Below are 24880 nucleotides of genomic sequence, written 5' to 3' on the forward strand. Positions count from 1 at the left end.
CAACGGCAGATTGCTCGACCCCATAAACGGAAAATATGCGGGCGTGCCCATGATTACTCTGAAACTCAACGGTCAAGATCATCAACTGGATGTCACCGAGGACATGCCGCTGCTCTGGGCTATCCGCGACGTGGCGGGCTACAACGGCACCAAGTTCGGCTGCGGCATGGGCCTGTGCGGTGCGTGCACCATCCATATCGACGGCTCCCCGGCGCGCAGTTGCATCACGCCGATCGGCTCGGTGGTCGGGCAGAACGTCAGCACCATCGACAACCTGCACAGCGACCCGGTCGGCAAAGTCGTGCAGCAGGCCTGGCTGGACAGCGCAGTGGCCCAGTGCGGCTACTGTCAGGGCGGGCAGATCATGTCGGCCACCGCCTTGCTCAAGGTCAACCCCAACCCCAGCGACGAGCAGATCGAAGCCGCCATGGTCGGCAACATCTGCCGTTGCGGCACTTACAACCGGATCAAGACAGCGATCCGCCAGGCGTCCACCCACCTGAAGGAGGCCAAGGCATGAGCCAGCTGCCGAATGATTTTGCCTTGAGCAACCTCAGCCGCCGCGGTTTTCTCAAAGGCGTCGGCGCCACCGGTGCGCTGGTGCTGGCGGCCAGTTGGGGTTGGCAGGATGCCTTTGCCGAAGAGAAGAAGTTCGGTGCCGACGGCATGCCCCATGGCTGGGTCGATGACCCCAAGGTGTATGTGAGCATCGCTGCCGATGGCAGCGTGACCGTGCTCTGCAACCGTTCGGAGATGGGCCAGGGTGTGCGTACCAGCCTGAGCATGGTGGTCGCCGACGAACTGGAGGCTGACTGGGCGCTGGTGAAGGTCAAGCAGGCGCCGGGCGATGAGGCGCTGTTCGGTAACCAGGACACCGACGGTTCGCGCAGCATGCGCCATTGGTACGAGCCGATGCGGCGCTGTGGCGCGGCGGCCCGAACCATGCTCGAGCAGGCAGCGGCAGAGCAGTGGAAAGTCCCTCTGGCCGAGTGCCGGGCGCAGTTGCATAAAGTGATCCACCAGCCGAGCGGCCGCGAACTGGGCTACGGCGCCCTGGCCGCCGCGGCGAGCGCCCTGGCGGTGCCGGCCCGCGACAGCCTGCGCCTGAAGTCGCCGGGCGAGTTCCGTTACATCGGTAAGGAAGGCACCCGCGCCATCGACGGTGTGGATATCGTCAACGGCCAGGCGGTCTACGGTGCCGATGTGCATTTCGACGGCATGCTCTTCGCCACTGTCGCACGCCCGCGGGTCTATGGCGGCAAGGTCAAATCCTTCGACGGCAGTGCGGCGCTGAAGGTCCCGGGCGTGATCAAGGTGGTACAGATCGACAGCCGCCCCCTGCCTTCCGAGTTCCAGCCGCTGGGCGGCGTGGCGGTGATCGCCAGCAACACCTGGGCGGCGATCAAGGGCCGCGAGGCGCTGAAGATCGAATGGGACGATGGCGTCAACGCCGGCTACGACTCGATTGCCTACCGCAAGGAGCTGGAAGCTGCGGCGCTCAAGCCAGGCAAGGTAGTACGCAGCACCGGCAATATCGACGAAGCCATGAGTAGCGCCGACAGCAGCCTGGAAGCCTCCTACTACCTGCCGCACCTGGCACAGGCGCCGATGGAGCCGATGGTTGCCGTGGCGCGGTTCCAGGATGGCCAGTGCGAAGCCTGGGCCCCGAGCCAGGCGCCACAAGTGACCCGCGAACGTATCGCCGAGCGCCTGGGCATTCCCTTCGAGAAGGTGACGGTCAATATCACCCTGCTCGGCGGTGGCTTCGGGCGTAAATCCAAGCCTGATTTCATCCTCGAGGCGGCAATCCTTGCCAAGGAAGTGCCGGGCAAGGCGGTGCGGGTACAGTGGACCCGCGAAGACGATATTCACAATTCCTACTTCCACACCGTGTCGGCGGAATACCTCAAGGCCAGCCTGAACAAGGACGGCATGCCGTCCGGCTGGCTGCACCGCACCGTGGCGCCGAGCATCACCGCGCTGTTCGCCCCGGGCATGAACCATGAGGCCGCCTTCGAGCTGGGCATGGGCTTTACCAACCTGGCCTATGCGATTCCCAACGTACGTCTGGAAAACCCCGAGGCCGCCGCGCATACCCGGGTTGGCTGGTATCGCTCGGTGTCGAATATCCCCCACGGCTTCGCCATCCAGAGCTTTGTCGACGAGCTGGCCCACAAGGCGGGCCAGGACCCGTTGAAGTACCAGCTCAAGCTGCTGGGGCCGGATCGTCGGATCGATCCACGGACCCTGAGCGAAGAGTGGAACTACGGTGAGTCGCCGGAGCGTTACCCGATCGACACCGCCCGTATGCGTGGCGTGCTGGAGACGGCCGCCAAGGCGGCGGGCTGGGGACGCAGCCTGCCCAAGGGGCGTGGCCTGGGGCTGGCGGTGCACTACAGCTTTGTCACTTACGTAGCGGCGGTGATCGAAGTCGAGGTCAAGGATGATGGCACCCTGATCGTGCACAAGGCCGATATCGCCGTGGATTGCGGCCCGCAGATCAACCCCGAGCGTATCCGCTCGCAGTTCGAGGGCGCCTGTGTGATGGGCCTGGGCAATGCGGTGGTGGGCGAGATCAGCTTCAAGGACGGCAAGGTCCAGCAGGACAACTTCCATATGTATGAAGTGGCGCGCATGTCCCTGGCGCCGAAGGAAGTGGCCGTGCACCTGGTGACCCCGCCGGGCGATGTGCCGTTGGGCGGTGTCGGTGAGCCGGGCGTGCCGCCGATCGCGCCGGCCCTTTGCAACGCGATCTTTGCCGCCACCGGCAAGCGCATCCGCAACCTGCCGGTGCGTTACCAGCTGCAAGGTTGGCAACAAGCGGGCAAGGCCTGATGGACAGCGTCGACCTGAATGTCCTGCGCAGCGTGCTGGAATGGCGCCGCGCTGGGCAGCGCGTGACCTTGTACAGCGTGGTCCAGACCTGGGGCAGCGCGCCGCGGCCACCAGGGGCCATGCTGGCCTTGCGCGAAGACGGCATGGTGATCGGCTCGGTCTCGGGCGGTTGTATCGAGGACGACCTGATTGCCCGTTTGCACGATGGCCGCCTGCCTCAGGACGGGCCGTCGGTACAGCTGGTGACCTATGGCGTGACCCGCGAGGAGGCTGCGCGTTTTGGCCTGCCTTGCGGCGGCACCCTGCGCCTGACTGAAGAGAGGGTTGGCGATCCGGCCTGGGTCGCCGAGCTGCTGGCGCGTTGCGAGGCGCATGAGATCGTCGCCCGGGAATTGGACCTGAGCAGCGGCGAAGTGCTGCTGAAACCGGCCAGCAAGACCGACGTGCTGAGCTTCGATGACACGACCCTGCGGGCGATCTATGGCCCGCGCTGGCGGCTGTTGCTGATTGGCGCCGGGCAGTTGTCGCGGTACGTGGCGGAAATCGCCCGGCTGCTGGACTTCGAAGTACTGATCTGCGATCCGCGCAAGGAGTTCGTCTACGGCTGGGAAGAGCAGCACGGGCGTTTTGTGCCGGGGATGCCGGACGATGCGGTGCTGAGCATCGAGACCGATGAGCGTACTGCCATTGTCGCGTTGACCCATGACCCGAGGCTGGATGACATGGCGCTGTTGACCGCGCTCAACTCCCGGGCGTTTTACGTCGGGGCGCTGGGCTCCCGGGTCAACAGTCAGAAGCGTCGGGAGAATCTGGCCCAGCTGGGGCTGGAGCCGCAGGCCATCGAACGCTTGCACGGGCCTATCGGCCTGCATATCGGCAGCCATACGCCGGCGGAAATTGCCTTGTCGGTGATGTCGGAGATCGTTGCCATCAAGAACGGTATCGACCTGCTGCAGAAAAAGCCGTCTCAAGTCACTGCGCAGGTGAGTGCTTGAGTCAGTCGCTGTGCGCGGTGGTCCTGGCCGCAGGGCAGGGCAGCCGTTATCGGCAGGCGGCAGGGGCCGAGCAGGACAAGTTGCTGGCTCCATGCCTGGGGCGGGACGCAGTGGCCAGGCCGGTAATCGAACAGGTCTTGAGGAGCTTGCCGGCACTGTTGGCCCGTAGGGTCCTGGTGACAACGCCGGATCGCCGCGAAGTGATTGCCCTGGCTGAAGCCTATGGCTGCCAGGTGGTGCTTCTGGATTCACCGGGCATGGGCGACAGCCTCGCGGCGGCCGTCGGGGCCTGCGCCGATGCCAGTGGCTGGCTGGTAGTGCTGGGGGACATGCCCTTTATCCTGCCGTCGAGTATCGAAAGTGTGGTGCTGGGGCTGGGCGAACGGATGATCAGGGTACCTGTCCATGGCGGTGCCTATGGTCACCCGGTGGCTTTTGGCGCGGCCTTTGGGCAGGCGTTGCGGGGCCTGTCCGGGGATCGGGGAGCCAGGCCATTGTTTGCCGCGGGGCAGGTCGTCGAGGTGGAACTGGCGGATGCAGGCGTGTTGTGGGATGTGGATGTGCCACAGGCGTTGGTTTTTACCGGTTGAGATCGCTGTGCTCGCTTTCGCAGCGAGCATGTTGATCGAAGAATTGCAGGCATAAAAAAGCCCCGCCTGGGTGACCAGGCGGGGCTTCTTATCGGGCTAGGAATCAGACGAGGGGTTTAGGCTCGTGCTCTTCTTCCAGGGCCTTGGGCTTGTGCTCTACCACTTCTTCGACGGGGCGCGGGGCATCGTCGGCGGCAGGGGCAGGTTGCTCGATGACCGGTTCGGCAGCAGGAGCAGCCTCGACCGCCTCGGCAACCACCGGCGCAGGCTCGGTAGCCACTGCGGCTTCTGCCGGAGCTTCAGCGGCGGCAGCGGCAGCCAGTTCGGCTTCCTTCTGCAGGCGCTCGGCTTCGCGCTTGCGACGACGCACTTCACGTGGGTCGTTTGGTGCGCGACCGGTGCTGGTCAGGGCGCTGACCGGAGCGGCCTCGACAACCGGCGCAGCCACTTCGGCGGCAGGTGCTTCAACTACTGGTGCTGCCGGTGCGGCAACCACAGGCTCGGCAACTACAGGCTCAGCAGCCACGACTTCTGCGACTGGCGCAGGTGCTTCGGTAGTGATCGCCTCAGCGGCGCGCTCGAAGGCGCGAGGTGCTTCCTGGGCTGGCTCTACCGCTGGTGTTTCTGCGACTGGCGCTTCGATCACTGGCTCGGCAGCGACTGCAGGTTGTTCTGCAACAACGGCAGGTTCCACAGCCTGTTCTTCGCGCTGTTCTTCACGAACCTGGGCGACTTCAACGGCAGGTGCCGCCGGAATCTCTAGCGCAGTGGTGGCCTCGACGACCGGTGCTTCGACGGTCGGTGCGGTTTCCTGGACGGCAGCGGTCGCACGTTCGGCCTGCTCGTGAGCCTGGGCTTCGGCAGGAGCGCTGATCACGGTACTGGCAACAGCGGCGGTTACCGCCAGGCCTGCGGCCAGATCGGCGCTGCTTGGCTCTTCGCTGTTCTCTTCCGAACCTTCGATCACATTGCCGTTGGCGTCACGCTGGCGCTCGCGACGGTTGCTGCGACGACGCTGGCCACGGGAGCGGCGGCGTGGACGATCGCCTTCGGCGTTCTCCTGGCCGTCTTCCTGCAGTTGCTCTTCGTTCGGCAGCAGCTCTTCTTCAGCTACGGCTGCGGCCTGTTCGGCACGCGGTTGACGCTCTTCACGCGGTTGACGCGGTTGACGCTCTTCGCGTGGCTGGCGAGCCGGACGCTCTTCAGCGGTAGCGGCAGGAGCGGCGTCCAGCGGTTCGCGCAGTTCACGCACGCGTTCTTCACGCTCGCCACGTGGCTTGCGGTCTTCGCGTGGTGGGCGTGGTTGACGCTCTTCCCGTGGCGGACGTGGCGCGCGCTCTTCGCGAGCGGTGGCCTGGACTTCTTCGCGAGCCTCGCGGACTTCACGTGGCTGACGCTCTTCGCGGGCTTCGCGCGGTGCGCGTTCTTCACGAGGGGCGCGTTCTTCGCGCGGCTTGCGTTCTTCGTCGCGGCGACCGTTACGGTTGCGGCTCTGCTGGCGACCGTTGCGGCGTTCTTCGTTGCGCGCAGGACGCTCGGTGGCCGGTTTTTCAACCACGACCGGAGCGGCTGGCTCTTCCTTGGTGGCGAACAGGCTGACCAGGGACTTCACCAGGCCCTTGAACAGGCTTGGCTCGGCAGCGGCGGCCGGGGCTGCAACGGGAGTGGCGGCAACTTCGGTTGGAACCGGTGCGTTGGCGCGGGCTGGAGCCGTCTTGACGGCCGCTTCCTGGCGAACCAGGGTGCGGGTCGCGGCGGCTGGCTGGACTTCTTCGGCTTCGGCAGCGGCAGCGGCGATTTCGTAGCTGGACTGGTTGATGCTGGCTTCCGGGCTGTCATCGCGCAGACGCTGGACTTCGAAGTGCGGCGTTTCGAGATGGTCGTTCGGCAGAATGACGATACGAGCGCGGGTACGCAGTTCGATCTTGGTGATCGAGTTGCGTTTTTCGTTGAGCAGGAAAGCCGCGACCGGAATCGGCACTTGGGCGCGAACTTCGGCGGTGCGGTCTTTCAGGGCTTCTTCTTCGATCAGGCGCAGGATTGCCAGCGACAGCGATTCGACATCACGGATGATGCCGGTGCCGTTGCAGCGTGGGCAGACGATGCCGCTGCTTTCGCCGAGGGATGGACGCAGGCGCTGACGGGACATTTCCAGCAGGCCGAAGCGCGAGATGCGACCGACCTGGACGCGAGCGCGGTCGGCTTCCAGGCATTCGCGGACTTTCTCTTCCACGGCGCGCTGGTTCTTGGCTGGGGTCATGTCGATGAAGTCGATGACGATCAGGCCACCGATGTCACGCAGGCGCAGCTGGCGAGCGATTTCTTCCGCTGCTTCCAGGTTGGTCTGCAGCGCGGTTTCCTCGATGTCGCTGCCTTTGGTGGCGCGAGCCGAGTTGATGTCGATGGACACCAGGGCTTCGGTCGGATCGATGACGATGGAACCACCGGAAGGCAGTTCGACGACGCGCTGGAAGGCGGTTTCGATCTGGCTTTCGATCTGGAAGCGGTTGAACAGCGGGACGCTGTCTTCGTACAGCTTGATCTTGCTGGCGTACTGCGGCATCACCTGGCGGATGAAGGTCAGGGCTTCGTCCTGGGCTTCAACGCTGTCGATCAGCACTTCGCCGATGTCCTGGCGCAGGTAGTCGCGGATGGCGCGGATGATCACGTTGCTTTCCTGGTAGATCAGGAAAGGCGCTGCGCGGTCCAGCGAGGCTTCTTTGATGGCGGTCCAGAGTTGCAGCAGGTAGTCGAGGTCCCACTGCATTTCTTCGCTGCTGCGGCCCAGGCCGGCAGTGCGCACGATCAGGCCCATGTCGGCAGGGGCTACCAGGCCGTTCAGGGCTTCGCGCAGTTCGTTGCGCTCTTCGCCTTCGATACGACGGGAGATGCCGCCGGCGCGCGGGTTGTTCGGCATCAGCACCAGGTAACGACCGGCCAGGCTGATGAAGGTGGTCAGGGCGGCGCCCTTGTTGCCACGTTCTTCTTTTTCGACCTGAACGATGACTTCCTGGCCTTCGCTCAGGACGTCCTTGATATTGACACGGCCTTCGGGGGCTTTCTTGAAGTATTCGCGGGAGATTTCTTTGAGGGGCAGGAAGCCGTGGCGCTCAGAGCCGAAGTCGACAAAGGCTGCCTCGAGGCTTGGTTCGATGCGAGTGATACGGCCTTTATAGATGTTGGCCTTCTTCTGCTCGCGTGCACCGGATTCGATGTCCAGGTCGTAGAGGCGTTGGCCATCTACCAGTGCAACACGCAACTCTTCGGGTTGAGTTGCGTTAATCAGCATTCTTTTCATGTAGTACCGTCGGTTTCCGGGCTGCCGGAAACGGCGTTCGGCACACACGACTTCTCACGGTCGGTGTCAGGTGCGTCAGGAGCGGTTGGCCGCTCCAGTGTCTAGCGAAATCCGGCCAGTTGGGGCGAATTCGCGACTCACGCGTCCTGCTTGCTGGGGTGACAAAAGGCACCTCTTAAGCAAAAGCTCAATCAGGAGGAGGAATCAACCGGCGGCTGTGGACGAGATGAAGCGTCTTGATAAAGCCTAATGCTACACAGTCCGACGGTTGTGCATCTCCACCCTACACGTATCCCTGATAATTCGGGTGCTGCCGCGCGCAGAATCCGCAGCGGGTTGGCATTTACCGTGAGCTCCGAAAGGGGAACTCACGCATCATGGCTAATTTAGGCGGTGTTTCCGAAGCGCTCGCTCGGGTTCGTTCGTAGCTGACTGCACTTTGTGAACTGGCCGTGAATATTTGCTCGAAAGGCGAGTGGAAACTCTGCTTTTCGGCGTGCTTCAGGCCTCATGTCACCTGCGCTTGTTACAACTGCAAAACTCCACCGTTCGTAGCGAACGCCTCGTAGGACGGCCTCGCATCCTGGTGAATTGCGTTGGTCAGGGCCGGCTGTTGGCCGTTGGTCCGCTGTCCAGGCCGCTTTTGGCGGCGTTCGCGACTATAGCAGTAATCATTAAGTGCTTCAATTCCATAAAAAATTGTTATCATTTGCGCCATGACGACTACTGCCCCTTCGACCCCAGGCGTTCAACTGCTTGAGGTCTCGCCGGAATATGCCGGCCAACGAATCGACAATTTCCTCCTCGCTCGGCTCAAAGGCGTGCCCAAGACCTTGATTTACCGCATTTTGCGCAAAGGCGAAGTGCGAGTGAACAAGGGCCGGATCAAGCCCGAATACAAGCTGCAGGCGGGCGATATCGTGCGCGTGCCGCCGGTGCGCGTGCCTGAGCGCGACGAGCCTGTGCCGGTGGCGCAGGGGCTGTTGCAGCGCCTGGAGGCTTCGATTGTCTATGAAGACAAGGCTCTGATCGTGATCAACAAGCCCGCAGGCATCGCCGTGCATGGCGGTAGCGGTCTGAATTTCGGGGTGATCGAAGCCTTTCGTCAGTTGCGCCCGGACGCCAAGGAGCTGGAGCTGGTCCACCGCCTCGATCGCGATACTTCCGGTCTGCTGATGATCGCCAAGAAACGCAGCATGCTGCGTCATTTGCATGAAGCCTTGCGCGGCGATGGGGTCGACAAGCGCTACATGGCGTTGGTGCGCGGCAATTGGGCGACCTCGATCAAGCAGGTTCGCGCGCCGCTGCTCAAGAGCAACCTGCGTTCCGGCGAGCGCATGGTCGAAGTGAACGAAGAGGGCAAGGAGGCCTTGACCGTGTTCAAGGTGCTGCGCCGCTTCGGTGACTTCGCCACCATGGTCGAAGCCAAGCCGGTGACCGGCCGTACTCACCAGATCCGTGTGCATACCCTGCATGCCGGGCATTGCATTGCCGGCGACAGCAAGTACGGCGATGACGATTTCACCAAGGAAATCCGCGATCTGGGTGGTAAGCGCCTGTTTCTGCATGCCTACATGCTGACCGTGCCGTTGCCCGATGGTGGCGAGCTGAAATTGCAGGCGCCGGTGGATGAAATGTGGGCCAAGACCGTGGAGCGCCTGAGTGCACCCTGACTACAAGCTGCTGATCTTTGACTGGGACGGCACCCTGGCCGACTCCATTGGTCGGATAGTCGAGGCCATGCATGTGGCCTCCGAACGCTCGGGGTTTGCCCGGTGCGACGATTTCGCGGTCAAGGGCATCATCGGCCTGGGGTTGCCGGAGGCGATCCGCACGCTGTATCCGCGCATCAGCGATGCCGAGCTGGTGGATTTCCGCCAGCACTATGCCGATCACTACATTGCCCTCGAGGCTGAGCCTTCTCCGTTGTTTGCCGGGGTAGTGCAGTCTCTCGAAGCTTTCCGGCGCGAGGGATATCATCTGGCGGTAGCGACCGGTAAGGCTCGTCGTGGCCTGGACCGGGTGTTGAAGGCCCATGGCTGGGAAGATTATTTCGACATCACCCGTGCCGCCGACGAAACCGCGAGCAAGCCTCATCCGCTGATGCTCGAGCAGATCCTGGCGCATTGCGAAGTGCGCCCCGAGCAGGCATTGATGGTCGGGGATTCCTCCTTCGACCTGCTGATGGCGCGTAATGCAGGCGTGGCATCGGTTGCGGTCAGTTATGGCGCGCAATCGCTGGAAGCCTTGCAGGCTTACGAACCTTGCCTGTCTATCGATAGTTTTCCTCAATTGCATGCCTGGCTCAGCCGGCGGGGCAATTGAGTCTTTTGGGGTAAAGAAGCATGAGCGACGAATGGAAGGCACCGAGCAAATCGGCTGCCGACAGTGCTGACGACAAGAGCTGGAAACTGCTGGAGAAGACCCTGCTGGCTGGTGTGCAGGAGCAGCGGCGTTCGCGGCGCTGGGGGATTTTCTTCAAGCTCTTGACCTTTGTTTATCTGCTGGTGGCCCTGGCGCTCTTTACACCGTTGATGGATATGGAAAAAACCGCCACCCGCGGGGCCGGTTACACGGCGCTGATCGAGGTGACGGGCATGATCGCGGACAAGGAGTCGGCGAGCGCCGATAACATCGTGACCGGCTTGCGTGCGGCTTTCGAGGATTCGAAGGTCAAGGGTGTTGTGCTGCGTATCAACAGCCCTGGCGGCAGTCCGGTGCAGGCGGGTTATGTCTATGACGAAATCCGTCGCCTGCGCGGCCTGCATCCGGATATCAAGGTGTATGCGGTGATTTCCGACCTGGGGGCTTCCGGTGCCTACTACATTGCCAGCGCTGCCGATCAGATCTATGCCGACAAGGCGAGCCTGGTGGGCTCCATCGGTGTCACGGCAGCCGGTTATGGTTTCGTCGGCACCATGGAGAAGCTGGGCGTGGAGCGTCGTACCTACACCTCGGGCGAGCACAAGTCATTCCTTGACCCATTCCAGCCGCAGAAGCCCGAGGAAACCCAGTTCTGGCAGGGCGTGCTGGATACCACTCATCGCCAGTTTATCGCCAGCGTCAAGCAGGGGCGGGGTGAGCGTCTCAAGGACAAGGATCATCCGGAGCTGTTCTCCGGTCTGGTTTGGTCTGGCGAGCAGGCGCTGCAGTTGGGCTTGATCGATGGTCTGGGCAGTGCCAGCTCGGTTGCCCGGGATGTGGTTGGCGAGAAGGAGTTGGTGGATTTCACTGTTCAGGAGTCGCCTTTCGACCGCTTCTCGAAAAAGCTGGGCGCCAGTGTTGCCGAGCATCTGGCCATGTGGATGGGCTTTCAGGGGCCGACACTGCGTTGATTGCGCTGTTTTGGAAAGAGCCGGCCCTGTGGCCGGCTTTTTTATTGCGGGCGGTCAGGGGATTTCCACGCCTTCGGCGAGCAGCATGTCTACCAGGCGGATCAGGGGCAGGCCAATCAGGCTGCTGGCATCGCTGCCTTCGGTGCTGCGAAACAGGCTGATGCCCAGGCCTTCAGCCTTGAAACTGCCGGCACAGTCATAAGGCTGTTCGGCGCGCAGGTAGCGTTCGATACGGGCGGGGCTCAGCTCGCGCATATGCACGGTGAAGGGCACGCAGTCGACCTGGCAGTGGTCGCTCTTGCTGTTGAGCAGGGCCAGGCCGGTGAGAAAGGTCACGCTGGCGCCGCTGGCGGCGAGCAACTGCTCACGCGCCTTTTCGAAGGAGTGGGGTTTGCCAATGATGCGCTCGCCGAGCACCGCGACCTGGTCCGAGCCAATGATCAGGTGCCCTGGATGGGTGCTGGCCAGTGCTCGGGCTTTCTCTTCGGCAAGGCGTTTGACCAGCTCGATGGCGGATTCCCCCGGGCGGTGGCTTTCGTCGATATCCGGGGAGCTGCAGGTGAATGGCAGGCGCAGGCGGGTGAGCAATTCGCGACGGTAGGTCGAGCTTGAGGCAAGTAATAAAGGCAGCATGCACATCTCCTGAGGCTGGCCGCGAATTCTAGCGGGGCTTGCAAGTGACGGACAGGGCTGAATTTCCTTTGACATGGCCGGGGGCATCCCTATAATGCTGCGCCTATGTTGAATGACCCGATTCCACCTCACGTTGACCCGCGCAAATTGGCTGACCGTGGCACCACCCTCCAAGGTGAACTGCTGCTGGCTGATTTGGAGAGACTCTGCGACCCGCTTTCCGACAATGTCGGTACGGTGCAGGCTAAATTCGTTTTCGAGCGTGACGAGCGTAAAGCTGTAGTTATCCACAGCTCCATCGACGTCGAAGTCAAAATGGTTTGCCAGCGTTGTCTTGAGCTGGTCACCCTGCCGATCCATAGCGAGTGCAGTTATGCTGTGGTGAAGGAGGGTGCGAATACCCAGTCGTTGCCGAAAGGTTATGACGTGCTGGAACTGGGCGAAGATCCTTTGGATCTGCAGGCTTTGATCGAGGAGGAGCTTTTGCTCGCCTTGCCCATCGTGCCTGCTCATCATCCGGAAGAATGCCAGCAGCCGGCGGGTCTCGATGAGCCCGAACCGAGCGAGGACGAGGTAACGCGGTCCAACCCGTTCAGTGTATTGGCGCAGTTAAAGCGTGACCCAAACGTTTAGGAGTTAATCAATTATGGCTGTTCAGCAGAACAAAAAATCCCGCTCTGCCCGTGACATGCGTCGTTCGCACGACGCTCTCGAGGCTAGCACCCTGTCCGTAGAAAAGACCACCGGTGAAGTTCACCTGCGTCACCACGTATCGCCAGAAGGCGTATACCGTGGTCGTAAAGTGATCGACAAGGGCGCTGACGAGTAATCCTTGTCCGCTCAAGTCATCGCGATTGACGCAATGGGCGGGGACTTCGGTCCCCGCAGCATTGTTCAGGCCAGCCTTGCTTGCCTGTCTGCCACCCCCTCGCTGCACCTGGCCCTCGTCGGTCAACCTTTCCTTCTAGAAGAGCTGATTTCCGGTCATTCGGCTGTGGATCGCGCGCGCCTGACGGTTGTGCCCGCCGCAGAAGTCATTGGCATGGACGAAAAGCCTTCCCAGGCTCTGCGTGGCAAACCGGACTCCTCCATGCGAGTGGCGCTCGAGTTGCTGCGCGATGGCAAGGTCCAGGCTTGTGTCAGTGCTGGCAATACCGGTGCGCTGATGGCGTTGTCGCGCTATGTGCTGAAAACCCTTCCGGGTATCGATCGTCCGGCGATGGTGGCGGCCATTCCGACCCAGCGCGGCTATTGCCAACTGCTGGATCTGGGGGCCAACGTCGATTGCAGCGCCGAGCACCTGTTCCAGTTCGCTGTCATGGGGTCGGTGGCGGCCGAGACGCTGGGGATCGTTCGTCCGCGAGTGGCATTGCTCAATATCGGTACCGAAGACATCAAGGGCAATCAGCAGGTCAAGCTGGCGGCGAGCCTGTTGCAGAATGCCAGGGGGTTGAATTACATCGGTTTTGTCGAGGGCGACGGTTTGTATCGCGGCGAGGCGGATGTGGTGGTGTGCGACGGTTTTGTCGGCAATATCCTGCTCAAGTCCAGCGAGGGGTTGGCGACCATGATCGCCGCGCGTATCGAGTCGCTGTTCAAGCAAGGCGCAATTTCCCGTGTGGTCGGCGCCCTGGCGTTGCCGCTGATGCGGCGCCTGCAAGCTGATCTGGCGCCGGCGCGGCATAATGGTGCGAGCTTCCTCGGCTTGCAGGGAATAGTCGTGAAAAGCCACGGTTCGGCAGGGGTTCAGGGCTTCCAGAGTGCGATTCAGCGGGCATTGATCGAGATCCAGGAAAACCTCCCGGAGCGCCTGCACGGCCGGCTCGAAGATCTGTTGCTTTAGGCGTTTGTACTCGGAAATGCTTAAATGTGACCGCTCAGTTCAATTGGCCATCCAACTCTCAGTTTCTTGCGTCCACTACGGTGGGGCGTCAATTCTCCGACGACAAGATCATTAGGGGCTTGTTACATGTCTGCATCCCTCGCATTCGTCTTTCCTGGACAGGGCTCGCAGTCCCTCGGCATGTTGGCCGGGCTGGGCGCGCAGTACCCATTGATCCTCGATACCTTCAAAGAAGCTTCCGATGCTCTGGGCTACGATCTCTGGGCCTTGACCCAAGAGGGGCCCGAAGAGCTGCTCAATCAAACTGACAAAACCCAACCGGCCATTCTGACCGCCTCCATCGCCCTGTGGCGTCTGTGGCTGGCGGAAGGCGGTGCGCGCCCGGCATTCGTTGCCGGCCACAGCCTGGGTGAATACAGTGCGCTGGTTGCCGCTGGCAGCCTGACTCTGGGCGAAGCCGTGAAACTGGTAGAGCGTCGCGGTCAGTTGATGCAAGAAGCCGTTCCTGCAGGGCAGGGCGGCATGGCGGCGATTCTCGGCCTGGAAGATGCCGATGTGCTGGCCGCTTGTGCCGAAGCCGCACAAGGTGAAGTGGTCAGCGCGGTCAACTTCAACTCCCCGGGCCAGGTAGTGATCGCCGGTGCCAAGGCTGCTGTCGAGCGTGCCATCGAGGGTTGCAAGGCGCGTGGTGCCAAGCGCGCCATGCCATTGCCCGTCAGCGTGCCATCGCACTGCGAGCTGATGCGTCCGGCCGCCGAGCGCTTCGCCGAGTCGATTGCCGCCATCAACTGGCAGGCGCCGCAGATTCCATTGGTACAGAACGTCAGCGCCGATGTGGCGCCGGATCTTGAAACCCTCAAGCGCGACCTGCTGGAGCAGTTGTACAAGCCAGTGCGTTGGGTGGAGTCGGTACAGACCCTGGCCGCCAAGGGTGCTGCCCAGCTGGTCGAATGTGGTCCGGGCAAGGTCCTGGCGGGTCTCAACAAGCGCTGCGCCGAAGGCGTATCGACCTCTAACCTGAATACCCCAGATGCTTTCGCTGCCGCTCGCGCAGCGTTGGCCTGAATTAGGAGAAGCCTGCATGAGTCTGCAAGGTAAAGTCGCATTGGTTACCGGCGCCAGCCGCGGTATCGGCCAGGCCATCGCGCTTGAACTGGGTCGCCTGGGCGCGATCGTTGTGGGGACCGCAACTTCCGCTTCGGGGGCCGAGGGTATTGCTGCCACCTTGAAGGAAAACGGCATTCAAGGCACCGGCCTTGAGCTGAACGTCACCAGCGACGAATCCGTTGCTGCCGTGCTGGCCAGCATTCAGGAGCAGTTCGGCGCGCCGGCGATTCTGGTGAACAATGCCGGTATTACCCGCGACAATCTGATGATGCGCATGAAAGACGACGAATGGTACGACGTGATCGATACCAACCTGAACAGTCTGTATCGCCTGTCCAAGGGCGTTCTGCGCGGCATGACCAAGGCTCGCTGGGGTCGAATCATCAGTATTGGTTCGGTGGTGGGTGCCATGGGCAACGCTGGCCAAGTAAACTACGCCACCGCCAAGGCCGGTCTGGAAGGTTTCAGTCGTGCTCTGGCGCGTGAGGTTGGCTCGCGGTCGATTACCGTGAACTCGGTGACCCCGGGTTTCATCGATACCGACATGACTCGCGATTTGCCTGAAGCGCAGCGTGAAGCGCTGCAAACCCAAATTCCGCTGGGTCGTCTGGGGCAGGCTCAAGAGATCGCGCAAGTGGTCGCTTTTCTTGCATCCGACGGTGCGGCATACGTGACCGGGGCTACAATCCCGGTGAACGGCGGGATGTACATGTGAGTTAAATGTGACGGATTGCTTCAAAAAAATGTCATACGAGCTGTCTAAAATCCGTTATAAAGCTGCAATCAATTTATAAGACAGATGGCCAAAGGGTTTGAGGAGTGAAGCTTTCAGTTGAAAAGCTGAAAAGCCTTTCTATACACTTACCCACTGGCCAGCTGCCTGAATTTGTCCATTAGGAGTGAAAACAAGGTATGAGCACCATCGAAGAGCGCGTCAAGAAAATCGTTGCTGAGCAACTGGGCGTTAAAGAAGAAGAAGTTGTTAACACCGCTTCCTTCGTTGAAGACCTGGGTGCCGACTCCCTTGACACCGTTGAGCTGGTGATGGCTCTGGAAGAGGAATTCGAGACCGAAATCCCTGACGAAGAAGCTGAAAAGATCACTACCGTTCAAGCAGCTATCGACTACGTTACCAGCCACCAGGCTTAATCGTATTTAGTCGTCTTTTGCTGTCATGGAAAAACCGCACTGCCGTTACGGCGTGCGGTTTTTTCTTTAGGCCCGATGCAAAGTGTCGTCATTAGAAAAAAGGAGAGTGCTGTGTCGCGTAGACGCGTCGTAGTCACCGGTATGGGTATGTTGTCGCCACTGGGTACGGATGTTCCGAGCAGTTGGCAGGGCATTCTGGCTGGCCGCAGTGGCATTGGTCTGATCGAACACACCGACCTTTCTGCCTATTCCACCCGTTTTGGCGGCTCGGTAAAGGGCTTCAATGTCGAGGAATACCTGTCGGTCAAAGAGGCTCGCAAGCTTGACCTGTTCATTCAATACGGCTTGGCGGCCGGTTTTCAGGCAGTGCGTAATGCCGGCCTGGAAGTGACCGATGCCAACCGTGAGCGAATCGGCGTTGCCATGGGGTCGGGTATTGGCGGTTTGACCAATATCGAAGAAACCAGCCGCACGCTGCATGATTCCGGCCCGCGTCGAATTTCTCCGTTCTTCGTGCCTGGCTCGATCATCAATATGATTTCCGGGTTCCTGTCCATCCATCTGGGTGCCCAGGGGCCGAACTACGCCATTTCCACGGCCTGTACCACAGGTACCCACTGCATTGGCATGGCCGCTCGCAATATTGCCTTTGGCGAGGCCGACGTCATGATCGCCGGTGGCGCTGAAATGGCCGCCTGTGGCCTGGGCATGGGCGGCTTTGGCGCATCCCGCGCGCTGTCGACCCGCAACGACGAGCCGACTCGTGCCAGCCGCCCTTGGGACAAGGGGCGTGATGGCTTCGTGCTGTCCGACGGTGCCGGTGCGCTGGTGCTCGAAGAGCTGGAGCACGCCAAGGCTCGTGGCGCGACCATCTATGCCGAACTGATCGGTTTTGGCATGAGCGGCGATGCCTACCACATGACTTCGCCACCCGCCGATGGCGCCGGTGCGGCGCGTTGCATCGCCAATGCGTTGCGTGATGCCAAGCTGAACGTCGAGCAGGTGCAGTACATCAATGCCCATGGTACCTCGACTCCTGCCGGTGACTTGGCGGAAGCTGAGGCAATCAAGAGCGTATTCGGCGATCACGCCTACAAGCTGGCGGTCAGCTCCACCAAGTCCATGACTGGCCACCTGCTGGGTGCGGCGGGCGCGATCGAGGCCATCTTCAGCGTGCTGTCGATCAACAGCCAGGCAGCGCCGCCGACCATCAACCTCGATGAGCCGGACGAAGGTTGCGACCTGGATTTCGTGCCGCACACGGCACGCAATATGGACATCGACGTGGTGCTGTCCAACTCCTTCGGGTTCGGCGGCACCAACGGCTCCCTGGTGTTTCGCCGGTTCGCCGGCTGATGGACTGCTGGGTCGACGGTCAGCCGGCTGACGTTCTGTCGCTCAAGGACCGCGGCCTGGCTTATGGCGATGGTCTGTTCGAGACCATCGCCGTGAAAGCGGGCCAGCCCTTGTTGCTGGAGCGGCATTTGCTGCGCCTGGCCGAGGGCTGTTCGCGCCTGGCCATCGCTGCCGATCAAGCCTTGATCCGCAGCGAACTCGCCGCCTACGCCTCGCTGCTGGGGGAGGGCGTGCTCAAGCTGATCCTCACCCGTGGCGACAGCCTGCGCGGTTATGCTGCCGACCCTCGAGCACAGCCGCGGCGAATCCTCCAAGGCAATGCGCCAGCGGCTTATCCGGCAGCGTATGCCGAGCAGGGGATTCGACTGTTCCCTTGCACCACCCGCCTGTCCGAGCAGCCCCTGCTTGCCGGCCTCAAGCACCTCAACCGACTGGAGCAGGTCCTCGCTCGTTCCGAGTGGCAGGACAGCGAGCATGCCGAAGGCTTGATGCTCGATGTTTCCGGACGGGTGATCGAGGGGGTGTTCAGCAATCTGTTCCTGGTGCGCGACGGTGCCTTGTTCACGGCCGATTTGAGCCGTTGCGGGGTCGCCGGAGTGATGCGCGCCGAAATATTGTTTCAGGCCGCGTCGTTGGGGATCCCCACGGAAATCGCCGACATCAGTCTCGAACAGTTGCAACAGGCCGACGAAGTCTTTGTCTGCAACAGCGTTTATGGCATTTGGCCGGTGCTCGCCTGTGGCGCGCTGTGCTGGTCGGCCGGACCGCTCACCCGTAAACTGCAACGCATTGCCCGCACGCTACTGGATGCCTGATTTGTGAGACGTAAACTATTGCTTCTGCTGGAGACCGGACTGGTTCTGGCAGGTCTGGCGCTGGGCGCCTCGGCCTGGAAGTTGAATTCGGCGCTGGAGCAGCCTCTCAACCTGACCCAAGAGCAATTGCTCGACGTGCCGGCCGGTTCGACACCAGGCGGCACCTTCAACCGTATGGAGGCCAATGGCGTTCTCAAGGACGCGTTCTGGCTGCGCCTGTACTGGCGCTTCAATATGGAAGGGCAGCCGCTGCACAGCGGCGAATACCGCATGACCCCGGGGATGACCGCGCAAGGCCTGATCGGGGTCTGGCAGCGCGGTGAAGTGGTGCAGTACAGCTTGACCCTGGTGGAAGGCTGGACATTCCGCCAGGTACGCGCCGCTCTGGCCAGGCATGACAAGCTCGAGCAGACCCTGAATGGGTTGAGCGACAGCGAAGTCATGGAAAAGCTCGGCCACGGCGGAGTTTTCCCCGAGGGCCGGTTCTTTCCCGACACCTACCGTTTCGTGCGCGGGATGACCGATGCCGAGTTGCTGGAAAAAGCCTACAGCCGCCTGGAGGAGGTGCTGGCCAAGGAATGGAACAAGCGCTCGGCCGATGTGCCTTATACCGAGCCTTATCAGGCGCTGATCATGGCCTCGCTGGTGGAGAAGGAAACCGGCGTGCCCCAGGAGCGCGGACAGATTGCCGGAGTGTTCGTGCGCCGCATGCAGGTCGGCATGTTGCTGCAAACCGATCCGACGGTGATCTATGGTCTGGGCGAGCGTTACAACGGTAAGTTGACCCGCGCTCTGCTGAAGGAAGCGACCCCCTACAACACCTACGTGATCAGTGGCTTGCCGCCGACCCCGATTTCCATGGTCGGCCGCGAGGCGATTCATGCGGCGCTCAACCCGGTACCGGGCAGCAGTCTGTATTTCGTGGCACGTGGCGATGGCAGCCACGTGTTCTCCGACGACCTGGAGGCGCACAACAATGCTGTGCGCGAGTTCCAGCTCAAGCGGCGCGCCGATTATCGTTCCAGCCCGGCACCGGCGGGCAGCCCGGCGGCTTCCGAGACTCCGGAGTCGACTCCGGCGGCGTCACCCGATACGACGCCCGAGGCGGTTCCGCAGGTGGCGCCTCAGGAGCCCCTTGAGGAGCCCTCTCAGCAGGCTCCCCAGCTGAGCCCGGAAGCATCGCCGCAAGCACCGGTCGAAACTCCCCTCGAGTCCGAGCCGAAAAGCCCGCATTGACTTTGATTAAGGACTGCCTGTGACTGGCTTGTTTATTACTCTGGAAGGCCCGGAAGGCGCGGGTAAAAGCACCAACCGCGAATACCTGGCCGAGCGCCTGCGCGCCGCCGGCATCGAGGTGTTGCTGACCCGCGAGCCGGGCGGTACGCCGTTGGCCGAACGGATCCGCGAAGTGCTGTTGACCCCCGGCGACGAGGTCATGAACCCCGATACCGAGCTGTTGCTGGTGTTCGCCGCGCGGGCCCAGCATCTGGCCGAGGTGATTCGCCCGGCACTGGCGCGTGGCGCGGTGGTGTTGTGCGACCGTTTTACCGATTCCACCTACGCCTATCAGGGCGGCGGTCGTGGTTTGTCCGTGGAGCGCATCGCGACTCTGGAGCAGTTCGTTCAGGGCGAGCTGCGGCCCGACCTGACCCTGGTGTTCGACCTGCCGGTCGAAGTGGGCCTGGCCCGCGCCAGCGCCCGTGGCCGCCTGGATCGTTTCGAGCTGGAAGGCCGGGTGTTCTTCGACGCGGTACGCCAGGCGTACCTGAAGCGTGCTGCGGCCGATCCGGCGCGTTACCTGTTGGTGGATGCTTCGCAACCGCTGTCCCAGGTCCAGCAGGCGCTGGACGCCCTGTTGCCGAAATTGCTGGAGCTGCACCGTGGCTGAGGCCTTTCCCTGGCAGGACGAGCTCTGGCAGCAACTGGCGGGCCGTGCACAGCATGCCCATGCCTATCTGCTCCATGGTCCGGCGGGCATCGGCAAGCGTGCGCTGGCCGAGCGCCTGATGGCGCGCCTGCTGTGCCAGCACCCGGCGGGGCTGGATGCTTGCGGGCAGTGTAAATCGTGCCTGCTGCTGCAGGCTGGCAGCCACCCGGACAACTATGTGCTGGAGCCGGAAGAAGCGGACAAGGCGATCAAGGTCGACCAGGTGCGCGAACTGGTTAGCTTCGTGGTGCAGACCGCGCAGTTGGGTGGGCGCAAGGTGGTGCTGATCGAACCGGTGGAGTCGATGAACATCAACGCTTCCAACGCGCTGCTGAAAAGCCTCGAAGAGCCGTCTGGCGATACGGTGTTGCTGTTGGTCAGCCACCAGCCGAGCCGTTTGTTGCCGACCATCAAGAGCCGCTGCGTGCAGCAGGCCTGTCCTCTGCCCAGTGAGGCCATGAGCCTGCAATGGTTGAGCAAGGCCCTGCCGGACTGCTCGGAAGAGGAGCGGGTCGAGCTGTTGACCCTGGCCGCCGGTTCGCCCCTGGCGGCTGTCAGCCTGCAAGCCCAGGGCGCGCGCGAGCAGCGGGCGCAGGTGGTCGACGGGGTGAAGAAACTGCTCAAGCAGCAGCAATCGCCGACCCAACTGGCCGAAGGCTGGAATGCGATACCCTTGTTGCTGCTGTTCGACTGGTTCTGCGACTGGTCGAGCCTGATCCTGCGTTATCAACTGACGCAGGACGAGGAGGGGCTGGGGTTGGCCGATATGCGCAAAGTGGTGCAGTACCTCGCGCAGAAATCCTCCCAGGCCAAGGTTCTGGAGATCCAGGACTGGATCCTTGCGCAGCGCCAGAAGGTGTTGAACAAGGCCAATCTCAATCGGGTGCTGTTGCTCGAAGCCTTGCTGGTGCAGTGGGCCGCACTGCCTGCCCGCAACTGACGGCGGCGCCTGGAAACAAACCGAATCGCCGGCTGCCGCTCGGGCCGGCCTGTTCATTGACCGAATGTGGTTGTCGCTTCTTATGCTTGTAGATTCCCATTGTCACCTCGATCGCCTCGACCTCGCCGCGCACGACGGCTCCCTTGACGCCGCCCTGGACGCGGCTCGTCAGCGCGGTGTCGGGCATTTCCTGTGTATTGGCATCAGTGCCGACAATGCGGCCGACGTCAAAGCCCTGGCCGAACGTTATGACGACGTCGATTGCTCGGTCGGTGTCCATCCCCTGGATGTCCAGCCCGGTGCCGCGCCAGCCCTCGACTGGCTGCTGCGGGAGCTGAACCACCCACGGGTGGTGGCCATCGGCGAGACCGGCCTGGATTACCACTACGAGCCGGAAGCGGCGCAGTTGCAGCAGGAATCCTTCCGCCTGCACCTGCAAGCTGCCCAGCAGACCGGCAAGCCGGTAATCGTCCACACCCGTGGCGCGCGCGCCGATACCTTGACCCTGCTGCGCGAAGCGGCGTTGCCGCAAGCCGGGGTCCTGCACTGCTTCACCGAAGACTGGGACATGGCCAAGGCCGCGTTGGACCTGGGTTTCTACATTTCCCTGTCCGGGATTGTCACTTTCCGCAATGCCGATGCGTTGCGGGACGTGGCGCGCCAGGTGCCGGCCGACCGTTTGCTGGTGGAAACCGATTCGCCGTACCTGGCGCCGATTCCTTATCGCGGCAAGCCCAACCTGCCGCAGTACGTGCGGGAAGTCGCCGAGTTCCTGGCCATGCTGCGTGGGGAGGCCTACGAGCGTTTTGCCGAGCAGACCACCGAGAACTTCAAGCGCCTGTTCCCGCTGGCGCACGTCAAGGGCTGAATCGCAGGCAAAAAAAACCCGGGTTCTGGGGGGTGAATCCGGGTTAAGACCATTAGGAGTAAAACAAAGGCACGCCATCCCTTGGTACCTTCATCGGCGCTTCACTTGGGGGAGATGTCACGCCGACACTTCAAGTATTGATCACTATTGAATTCAGTCCAGTTGGCCTTGCTCGTTTTTTAAACAAATTTGGAATACGAGCGCTTCGCTTGAGTTCTCATTGCCGGGCGATTCCAGCCACGATCTCGAGAGTTTCGTCGATCACGCGCTTTTCGGTGTAGAAATGCGGTGAAAATCTAACCCCTGGGCCGCGAGGAATGCACACTACCTGTTGCTGTTGCAACGCCTCATAAACCACCTGATTATCAATGCCATCGATACTGAACGAAAAAATTCCGCCGCGTCGGGCAGGGTTGAGCGGGGTGTGCAGGCGTACGCCGGGGATCGCGTTCAGGCCATCCTGAAGCCACTGCACCCGTTCGGCGATCAAGGTCGCCACGTGCTCCATGCCCACTTCTTCCAATAACGACAGGCTTGCCTCCAGGGCCATGGCGCCGAGCATGTTCGGGCTGCCGCATTCGAAGCGTCGGGCGCTCTTGGCCGGCTCCCATTCGCTGCGACTGTAATCGCCCATGTGTTCCAGCATGTGCCAGCCGAACTCATGGAGCTCGAGCTGCGCGCGCAGCTCGCTGCGGCAATAGAACACGCCGAGGCCTTCAGGCCCGAGCATCCATTTGTGGCCGTCGGCCATGGCGAAGTCGCATTGATAGGCCTGGACATCGAAGGGTTGGGCGCCCAGTTGCTGGATGGCGTCGATGCAGAACAGCACGTTCTGCTGTTTGCAACCGGCGCCCAGGCGCTGCAGGTCCAGGCGCAGGCCGCTGGCGAACTGCACCGCGCTGATCGCCATCAACCGGGTGCGCGGCCCGCAGGCGGCCAGCAGCGCGCCTTCCGGGTCGTCGCCCTTGAGGCTGACGTGGAGCACTTCCACGCCCTGGCTGGCCAGGGCTTCCCAGACGATGCGGTTGGAGGGGAATTCTTCGTCGCTGATGACGATCTGGTCGCCTTTTTCCCAGGACAGGCCAAAGGCGACGAATGACAGTGCTTCCGAAGTATTTTTGACCAGCGCGATGTCATCCGTTGACGGTGCATTTAGCAAGCGCATCAAGCGTTCGCGCAGGCGTTGTTCAAGGGCCATCCAGTCCGGATAGTCCCGCGCACCCAGCAAAACGTTCTCTTTGGCGAAGCGCGCCACGGCTTCGGCGGCCCGGTTCGGCCAGGGGGCGACAGCTGCGTGATTCAAATAACGCAGGCCCGGGGCCTGTACAAACTCATCAAGAAACATAGTCATGGTCGGATGATCCGTGCATTTTGGCGCAATTTAGGCATAATACGCGGCTTCGATTTTGACCCCGACAGACCTTTTCTTATGCAGAAAGAACCTCGTAAGGTCCGTGAGTTTCGTCGCCGCGAGCAAGAAATTCTCGATACCGCGCTCAAGCTGTTCCTCGATCAAGGTGAAGACAGCGTCACCGTCGAGATGATCGCTGATGCCGTTGGTATCGGCAAAGGGACCATCTACAAGCACTTCAAGTCCAAGGCGGAGATCTATCTGCGCCTGATGCTCGATTATGAGCGCGACCTGAACGAGCTGCTGCACTCTGCCGATGTCGACAAGGATAAGGAAGCCCTGTCCCGGGCCTACTTCGAATTCCGCATGCGTGATCCACAGCGTTACCGGCTGTTCGATCGCCTGGAAGAGAAAGTGGTCAAGGGCAACCAGGTGCCGGAAATGGTCGAGGAGTTGCACAAGATCCGTGCTTCCAACTTCGAACGCCTGACCTTGTTGATCAAGGGTCGCATCAGCGAAGGCAAGCTCGAAGACGTGCCGCCTTACTTCCACTACTGCGCGGCCTGGGCGCTGGTGCATGGCGCGGTGGCGCTGTACCACTCGCCGTTCTGGAGCAACGTGCTGGAAGACCAGGAAGGCTTCTTCCAGTTCCTGATGGACATCGGTGTGCGCATGGGCAACAAGCGCAAGCGCGACCCCGATAGCTCCGGCAGCTGATTCATTCAGTCGCCTTATGGCGCCATGATTTCTCTATATGGCGCAGTGTCCCAGGAATATACTCAGGCATGGGACTTGCCAAAACCTGATTTTTGAGTCAGGTTTTGGTCGGTTCACTCTTCCTTCGCCGGAGTCATCCATGATCGTTGACCGTCAAGGCAGGCGTTTTCGCAACCTGCGTATCAGCCTGACTTCTGCCTGCAACTACGCCTGTACCTACTGCGTGCCCAACGGCAAGCGGCTGGTGGCTGCCCAGGACGAGTTGTCGGCCGAAGCCATGGCGCGCGGCGTGGCCTACCTGATCGAGGCGGCAGGCATCGAACGCCTGCGCATCACCGGCGGCGAACCCCTGGTCAGCCCGAAACTCGAAGCCTTCATGGGCGCGGTGGGGCAGATGGGCCTGGAAGACATCAGCCTGACCACCAACGGCCAATTGCTCGCACGCAAGCTGCCGCTGCTGGTGGATGCCGGTATCCGGCGCATCAATGTTTCCCTCGACACCCTGGACGCCTCGGCTTTTCGCAGCATTGCCCGTGGCGGCGACCTGGCAACCGTGCTCGACGGCATGGACCAGGCTCGCGCGGCGGGCATGAAAATCAAGGTCAACATGGTGCCGCTGCGCGGGCAGAACCTGGACCAGGTGATGCCGCTGCTCGACTACTGCCTGGAACGTGGCTATGAACTGCGCTTTATCGAGCTGATGCGCATGGGCCACCTGGCCAGCGATTCCAATGCCTTCCTGCAGCAGTTCGTCAGCCTGCAACAGCTGCTGAGCCTGATCGGCGAGCGCTACGAATACCTGCAGGCCGATGCCCCGGTGGATGCCACCGCCGTGCGTTATGAAATTCCGGGGCTGGGCCATTTCGGCGTGATCGCCAACGAAAGCGTGCCGTTCTGCCGGACCTGCTCGCGCCTGCGGTTGTCGTCCACCGGCTGGCTGCACGGTTGCCTGTCGTCGAGCAACCGGCATTATGTCGGCGACCTGCTGGACAAACCGCGCCATCAAGCCTTGCCGGCCTTGCAGCGCCTGCTGGTCAAAGCCTTGGGCGACAAGCAGGATGTGGCGTTCTCCGGTGGTGCGACGGTGATGAAAATCATCGGCGGCTAAGCGTCGATCGCCC

Annotated in this window: 24 protein-coding genes; 21 read left to right on the forward strand and 3 right to left on the reverse strand. The window is 61.8% G+C overall.

The window, feature by feature from the left end; translation table 11 throughout:
* The first annotated feature begins 49 nt into the window (after positions 1-49).
* From IF690_RS09700 to IF690_RS09715, 4 genes are read left to right on the forward strand one after another with little or no spacing between them, the layout of a single operon-like run.
* Positions 50-520, forward strand: a complete 471-nt coding sequence (locus tag IF690_RS09700; protein ID WP_016702177.1) for a (2Fe-2S)-binding protein — start codon at positions 50-52, stop codon at positions 518-520.
* Positions 517-2835, forward strand: a complete 2319-nt coding sequence (locus tag IF690_RS09705) for a xanthine dehydrogenase family protein molybdopterin-binding subunit (protein ID WP_202699895.1) — start codon at positions 517-519, stop codon at positions 2833-2835. The genes IF690_RS09700 and IF690_RS09705 overlap by 4 nt, the downstream gene beginning before the upstream one ends.
* A complete protein-coding gene (locus tag IF690_RS09710; protein ID WP_202699896.1) occupies positions 2835-3830 on the forward strand; it encodes an XdhC family protein in 996 nt (331 codons plus the stop codon). Before IF690_RS09705 ends, IF690_RS09710 begins: the two co-directional genes overlap by 1 nt.
* Positions 3827-4420 (forward strand): nucleotidyltransferase family protein, encoded by a 594-nt coding sequence (locus tag IF690_RS09715; protein ID WP_202699897.1) that lies wholly within the window; start codon positions 3827-3829, stop codon positions 4418-4420. Before IF690_RS09710 ends, IF690_RS09715 begins: the two co-directional genes overlap by 4 nt.
* A 103-nt stretch (positions 4421-4523) precedes the next feature.
* Here IF690_RS09715 and rne read toward each other — a convergent pair whose 3' ends face one another.
* Positions 4524-7718 carry a ribonuclease E gene (rne, locus tag IF690_RS09720; protein WP_202699898.1) on the reverse strand — a complete coding sequence of 1065 codons (3195 nt, stop codon included), beginning with the start codon at positions 7716-7718 and terminating at the stop codon, positions 4524-4526.
* A gap of 716 nt (positions 7719-8434) precedes the next feature.
* Between rne and rluC the strand changes: the two genes are divergently transcribed.
* The 3 genes from rluC to sppA are packed head-to-tail and all read left to right on the forward strand — an operon-like array spanning position 8435 to position 11053.
* The gene (gene rluC / locus IF690_RS09725; protein ID WP_007928042.1) at positions 8435-9391 is read left to right on the forward strand and encodes a 23S rRNA pseudouridine(955/2504/2580) synthase RluC; all 957 of its coding nucleotides are present in this window, start codon (positions 8435-8437) and stop codon (positions 9389-9391) included.
* On the forward strand, positions 9381-10043 hold the full coding sequence (locus tag IF690_RS09730) for an HAD-IA family hydrolase (RefSeq protein WP_202699899.1): 663 nt from the start codon (positions 9381-9383) through the stop codon (positions 10041-10043). Before rluC ends, IF690_RS09730 begins: the two co-directional genes overlap by 11 nt.
* A gap of 20 nt (positions 10044-10063) precedes the next feature.
* Positions 10064-11053 (forward strand): signal peptide peptidase SppA, encoded by a 990-nt coding sequence (sppA, locus tag IF690_RS09735; RefSeq protein ID WP_202699900.1) that lies wholly within the window; start codon positions 10064-10066, stop codon positions 11051-11053.
* Between the two features lie 54 nt (positions 11054-11107).
* On the opposite strand, the gene IF690_RS09740 is transcribed toward sppA, so the two are convergent.
* Positions 11108-11686, reverse strand: a complete 579-nt coding sequence (locus IF690_RS09740; RefSeq protein ID WP_202699901.1) for a Maf family protein — start codon at positions 11684-11686, stop codon at positions 11108-11110.
* A gap of 105 nt (positions 11687-11791) precedes the next feature.
* Between IF690_RS09740 and IF690_RS09745 the strand changes: the two genes are divergently transcribed.
* The 12 genes from IF690_RS09745 (at position 11792) to IF690_RS09800 (ending at position 21691) form a co-directional block, all read left to right on the forward strand.
* A complete protein-coding gene (locus tag IF690_RS09745; protein WP_009047832.1) occupies positions 11792-12319 on the forward strand; it encodes a YceD family protein in 528 nt (175 codons plus the stop codon).
* A gap of 13 nt (positions 12320-12332) precedes the next feature.
* On the forward strand, positions 12333-12515 hold the full coding sequence (gene rpmF / locus IF690_RS09750; protein ID WP_003179396.1) for a 50S ribosomal protein L32: 183 nt from the start codon (positions 12333-12335) through the stop codon (positions 12513-12515).
* Between the two features lie 3 nt (positions 12516-12518).
* Positions 12519-13529, forward strand: coding sequence for a phosphate acyltransferase PlsX (gene plsX / locus IF690_RS09755; protein ID WP_202699902.1), 1011 nt, complete (start codon positions 12519-12521; stop codon positions 13527-13529).
* Between the two features lie 126 nt (positions 13530-13655).
* Positions 13656-14594 carry an ACP S-malonyltransferase gene (gene fabD / locus IF690_RS09760; protein WP_202699903.1) on the forward strand — a complete coding sequence of 313 codons (939 nt, stop codon included), beginning with the start codon at positions 13656-13658 and terminating at the stop codon, positions 14592-14594.
* Positions 14595-14610: 16 nt separating this feature from the next.
* Positions 14611-15351, forward strand: a complete 741-nt coding sequence (fabG, locus tag IF690_RS09765; protein WP_009047835.1) for a 3-oxoacyl-ACP reductase FabG — start codon at positions 14611-14613, stop codon at positions 15349-15351.
* A 197-nt stretch (positions 15352-15548) separates the two neighbouring features.
* Positions 15549-15785, forward strand: a complete 237-nt coding sequence (gene acpP / locus IF690_RS09770; protein ID WP_003175607.1) for an acyl carrier protein — start codon at positions 15549-15551, stop codon at positions 15783-15785.
* A 111-nt stretch (positions 15786-15896) separates the two neighbouring features.
* Positions 15897-17141: a beta-ketoacyl-ACP synthase II gene (gene fabF / locus IF690_RS09775; RefSeq protein WP_023968430.1), complete on the forward strand. Its 1245-nt coding sequence runs from the start codon at positions 15897-15899 to the stop codon at positions 17139-17141.
* Complete coding sequence (gene pabC, locus IF690_RS09780; RefSeq protein WP_202699904.1) at positions 17141-17956, forward strand: aminodeoxychorismate lyase; 816 nt, start codon at positions 17141-17143, stop codon at positions 17954-17956. Before fabF ends, pabC begins: the two co-directional genes overlap by 1 nt.
* 3 nt (positions 17957-17959) lie before the next feature.
* The gene (gene mltG / locus IF690_RS09785) at positions 17960-19192 is read left to right on the forward strand and encodes an endolytic transglycosylase MltG (RefSeq protein WP_202699905.1); all 1233 of its coding nucleotides are present in this window, start codon (positions 17960-17962) and stop codon (positions 19190-19192) included.
* 19 nt (positions 19193-19211) lie between these two features.
* Entirely contained in the window at positions 19212-19844 is a 633-nt protein-coding gene (gene tmk, locus IF690_RS09790; protein ID WP_053278067.1) for a dTMP kinase, read from the forward strand.
* Positions 19837-20823: a DNA polymerase III subunit delta' gene (locus IF690_RS09795; protein WP_202699906.1), complete on the forward strand. Its 987-nt coding sequence runs from the start codon at positions 19837-19839 to the stop codon at positions 20821-20823. Before tmk ends, IF690_RS09795 begins: the two co-directional genes overlap by 8 nt.
* An 82-nt stretch (positions 20824-20905) precedes the next feature.
* Positions 20906-21691: a TatD family hydrolase gene (locus IF690_RS09800; protein WP_202699907.1), complete on the forward strand. Its 786-nt coding sequence runs from the start codon at positions 20906-20908 to the stop codon at positions 21689-21691.
* A 217-nt stretch (positions 21692-21908) separates the two neighbouring features.
* Here the strand turns inward: IF690_RS09800 and IF690_RS09805 are convergent, their stop codons facing one another.
* Positions 21909-23042: an aminotransferase class V-fold PLP-dependent enzyme gene (locus IF690_RS09805; protein WP_202699908.1), complete on the reverse strand. Its 1134-nt coding sequence runs from the start codon at positions 23040-23042 to the stop codon at positions 21909-21911.
* A 78-nt stretch (positions 23043-23120) separates the two neighbouring features.
* On the opposite strand from IF690_RS09805, the gene IF690_RS09810 reads away from it, so the two are divergent.
* Both IF690_RS09810 and IF690_RS09815 read left to right on the forward strand, forming a co-directional pair.
* The gene (locus IF690_RS09810; RefSeq protein ID WP_007928069.1) at positions 23121-23759 is read left to right on the forward strand and encodes a TetR/AcrR family transcriptional regulator; all 639 of its coding nucleotides are present in this window, start codon (positions 23121-23123) and stop codon (positions 23757-23759) included.
* Between the two features lie 139 nt (positions 23760-23898).
* On the forward strand, positions 23899-24867 hold the full coding sequence (locus tag IF690_RS09815) for a GTP 3',8-cyclase MoaA (protein ID WP_009047842.1): 969 nt from the start codon (positions 23899-23901) through the stop codon (positions 24865-24867).
* The last annotated feature ends 13 nt before the right edge of the window (positions 24868-24880 follow it).

Origin of the sequence: Pseudomonas sp. SK3(2021) (assembly GCF_016772375.1) — a bacterium.
Taxonomy (GTDB): domain Bacteria; phylum Pseudomonadota; class Gammaproteobacteria; order Pseudomonadales; family Pseudomonadaceae; genus Aquipseudomonas; species Aquipseudomonas chlororaphis_I.

Coding starts and splice junctions, on each gene's coding strand:
- fabG (WP_009047835.1), top strand. CDS start 14,611: ATGAGTCTGCAAGGTAAAGTCGCATTGGTTACCGGCGCCAGCCGCGGT.
- IF690_RS09805 (WP_202699908.1), bottom strand. CDS start 23,042: ATGACTATGTTTCTTGATGAGTTTGTACAGGCCCCGGGCCTGCGTTAT.
- rpmF (WP_003179396.1), top strand. CDS start 12,333: ATGGCTGTTCAGCAGAACAAAAAATCCCGCTCTGCCCGTGACATGCGT.
- rne (WP_202699898.1), bottom strand. CDS start 7,718: ATGAAAAGAATGCTGATTAACGCAACTCAACCCGAAGAGTTGCGTGTT.
- pabC (WP_202699904.1), top strand. CDS start 17,141: ATGGACTGCTGGGTCGACGGTCAGCCGGCTGACGTTCTGTCGCTCAAG.
- IF690_RS09815 (WP_009047842.1), top strand. CDS start 23,899: ATGATCGTTGACCGTCAAGGCAGGCGTTTTCGCAACCTGCGTATCAGC.
- sppA (WP_202699900.1), top strand. CDS start 10,064: ATGAGCGACGAATGGAAGGCACCGAGCAAATCGGCTGCCGACAGTGCT.
- IF690_RS09700 (WP_016702177.1), top strand. CDS start 50: ATGATTACTCTGAAACTCAACGGTCAAGATCATCAACTGGATGTCACC.
- IF690_RS09745 (WP_009047832.1), top strand. CDS start 11,792: ATGTTGAATGACCCGATTCCACCTCACGTTGACCCGCGCAAATTGGCT.
- IF690_RS09740 (WP_202699901.1), bottom strand. CDS start 11,686: ATGCTGCCTTTATTACTTGCCTCAAGCTCGACCTACCGTCGCGAATTG.
- IF690_RS09705 (WP_202699895.1), top strand. CDS start 517: ATGAGCCAGCTGCCGAATGATTTTGCCTTGAGCAACCTCAGCCGCCGC.
- rluC (WP_007928042.1), top strand. CDS start 8,435: ATGACGACTACTGCCCCTTCGACCCCAGGCGTTCAACTGCTTGAGGTC.
- fabD (WP_202699903.1), top strand. CDS start 13,656: ATGTCTGCATCCCTCGCATTCGTCTTTCCTGGACAGGGCTCGCAGTCC.
- IF690_RS09810 (WP_007928069.1), top strand. CDS start 23,121: ATGCAGAAAGAACCTCGTAAGGTCCGTGAGTTTCGTCGCCGCGAGCAA.
- IF690_RS09710 (WP_202699896.1), top strand. CDS start 2,835: ATGGACAGCGTCGACCTGAATGTCCTGCGCAGCGTGCTGGAATGGCGC.
- IF690_RS09800 (WP_202699907.1), top strand. CDS start 20,906: ATGCTTGTAGATTCCCATTGTCACCTCGATCGCCTCGACCTCGCCGCG.
- acpP (WP_003175607.1), top strand. CDS start 15,549: ATGAGCACCATCGAAGAGCGCGTCAAGAAAATCGTTGCTGAGCAACTG.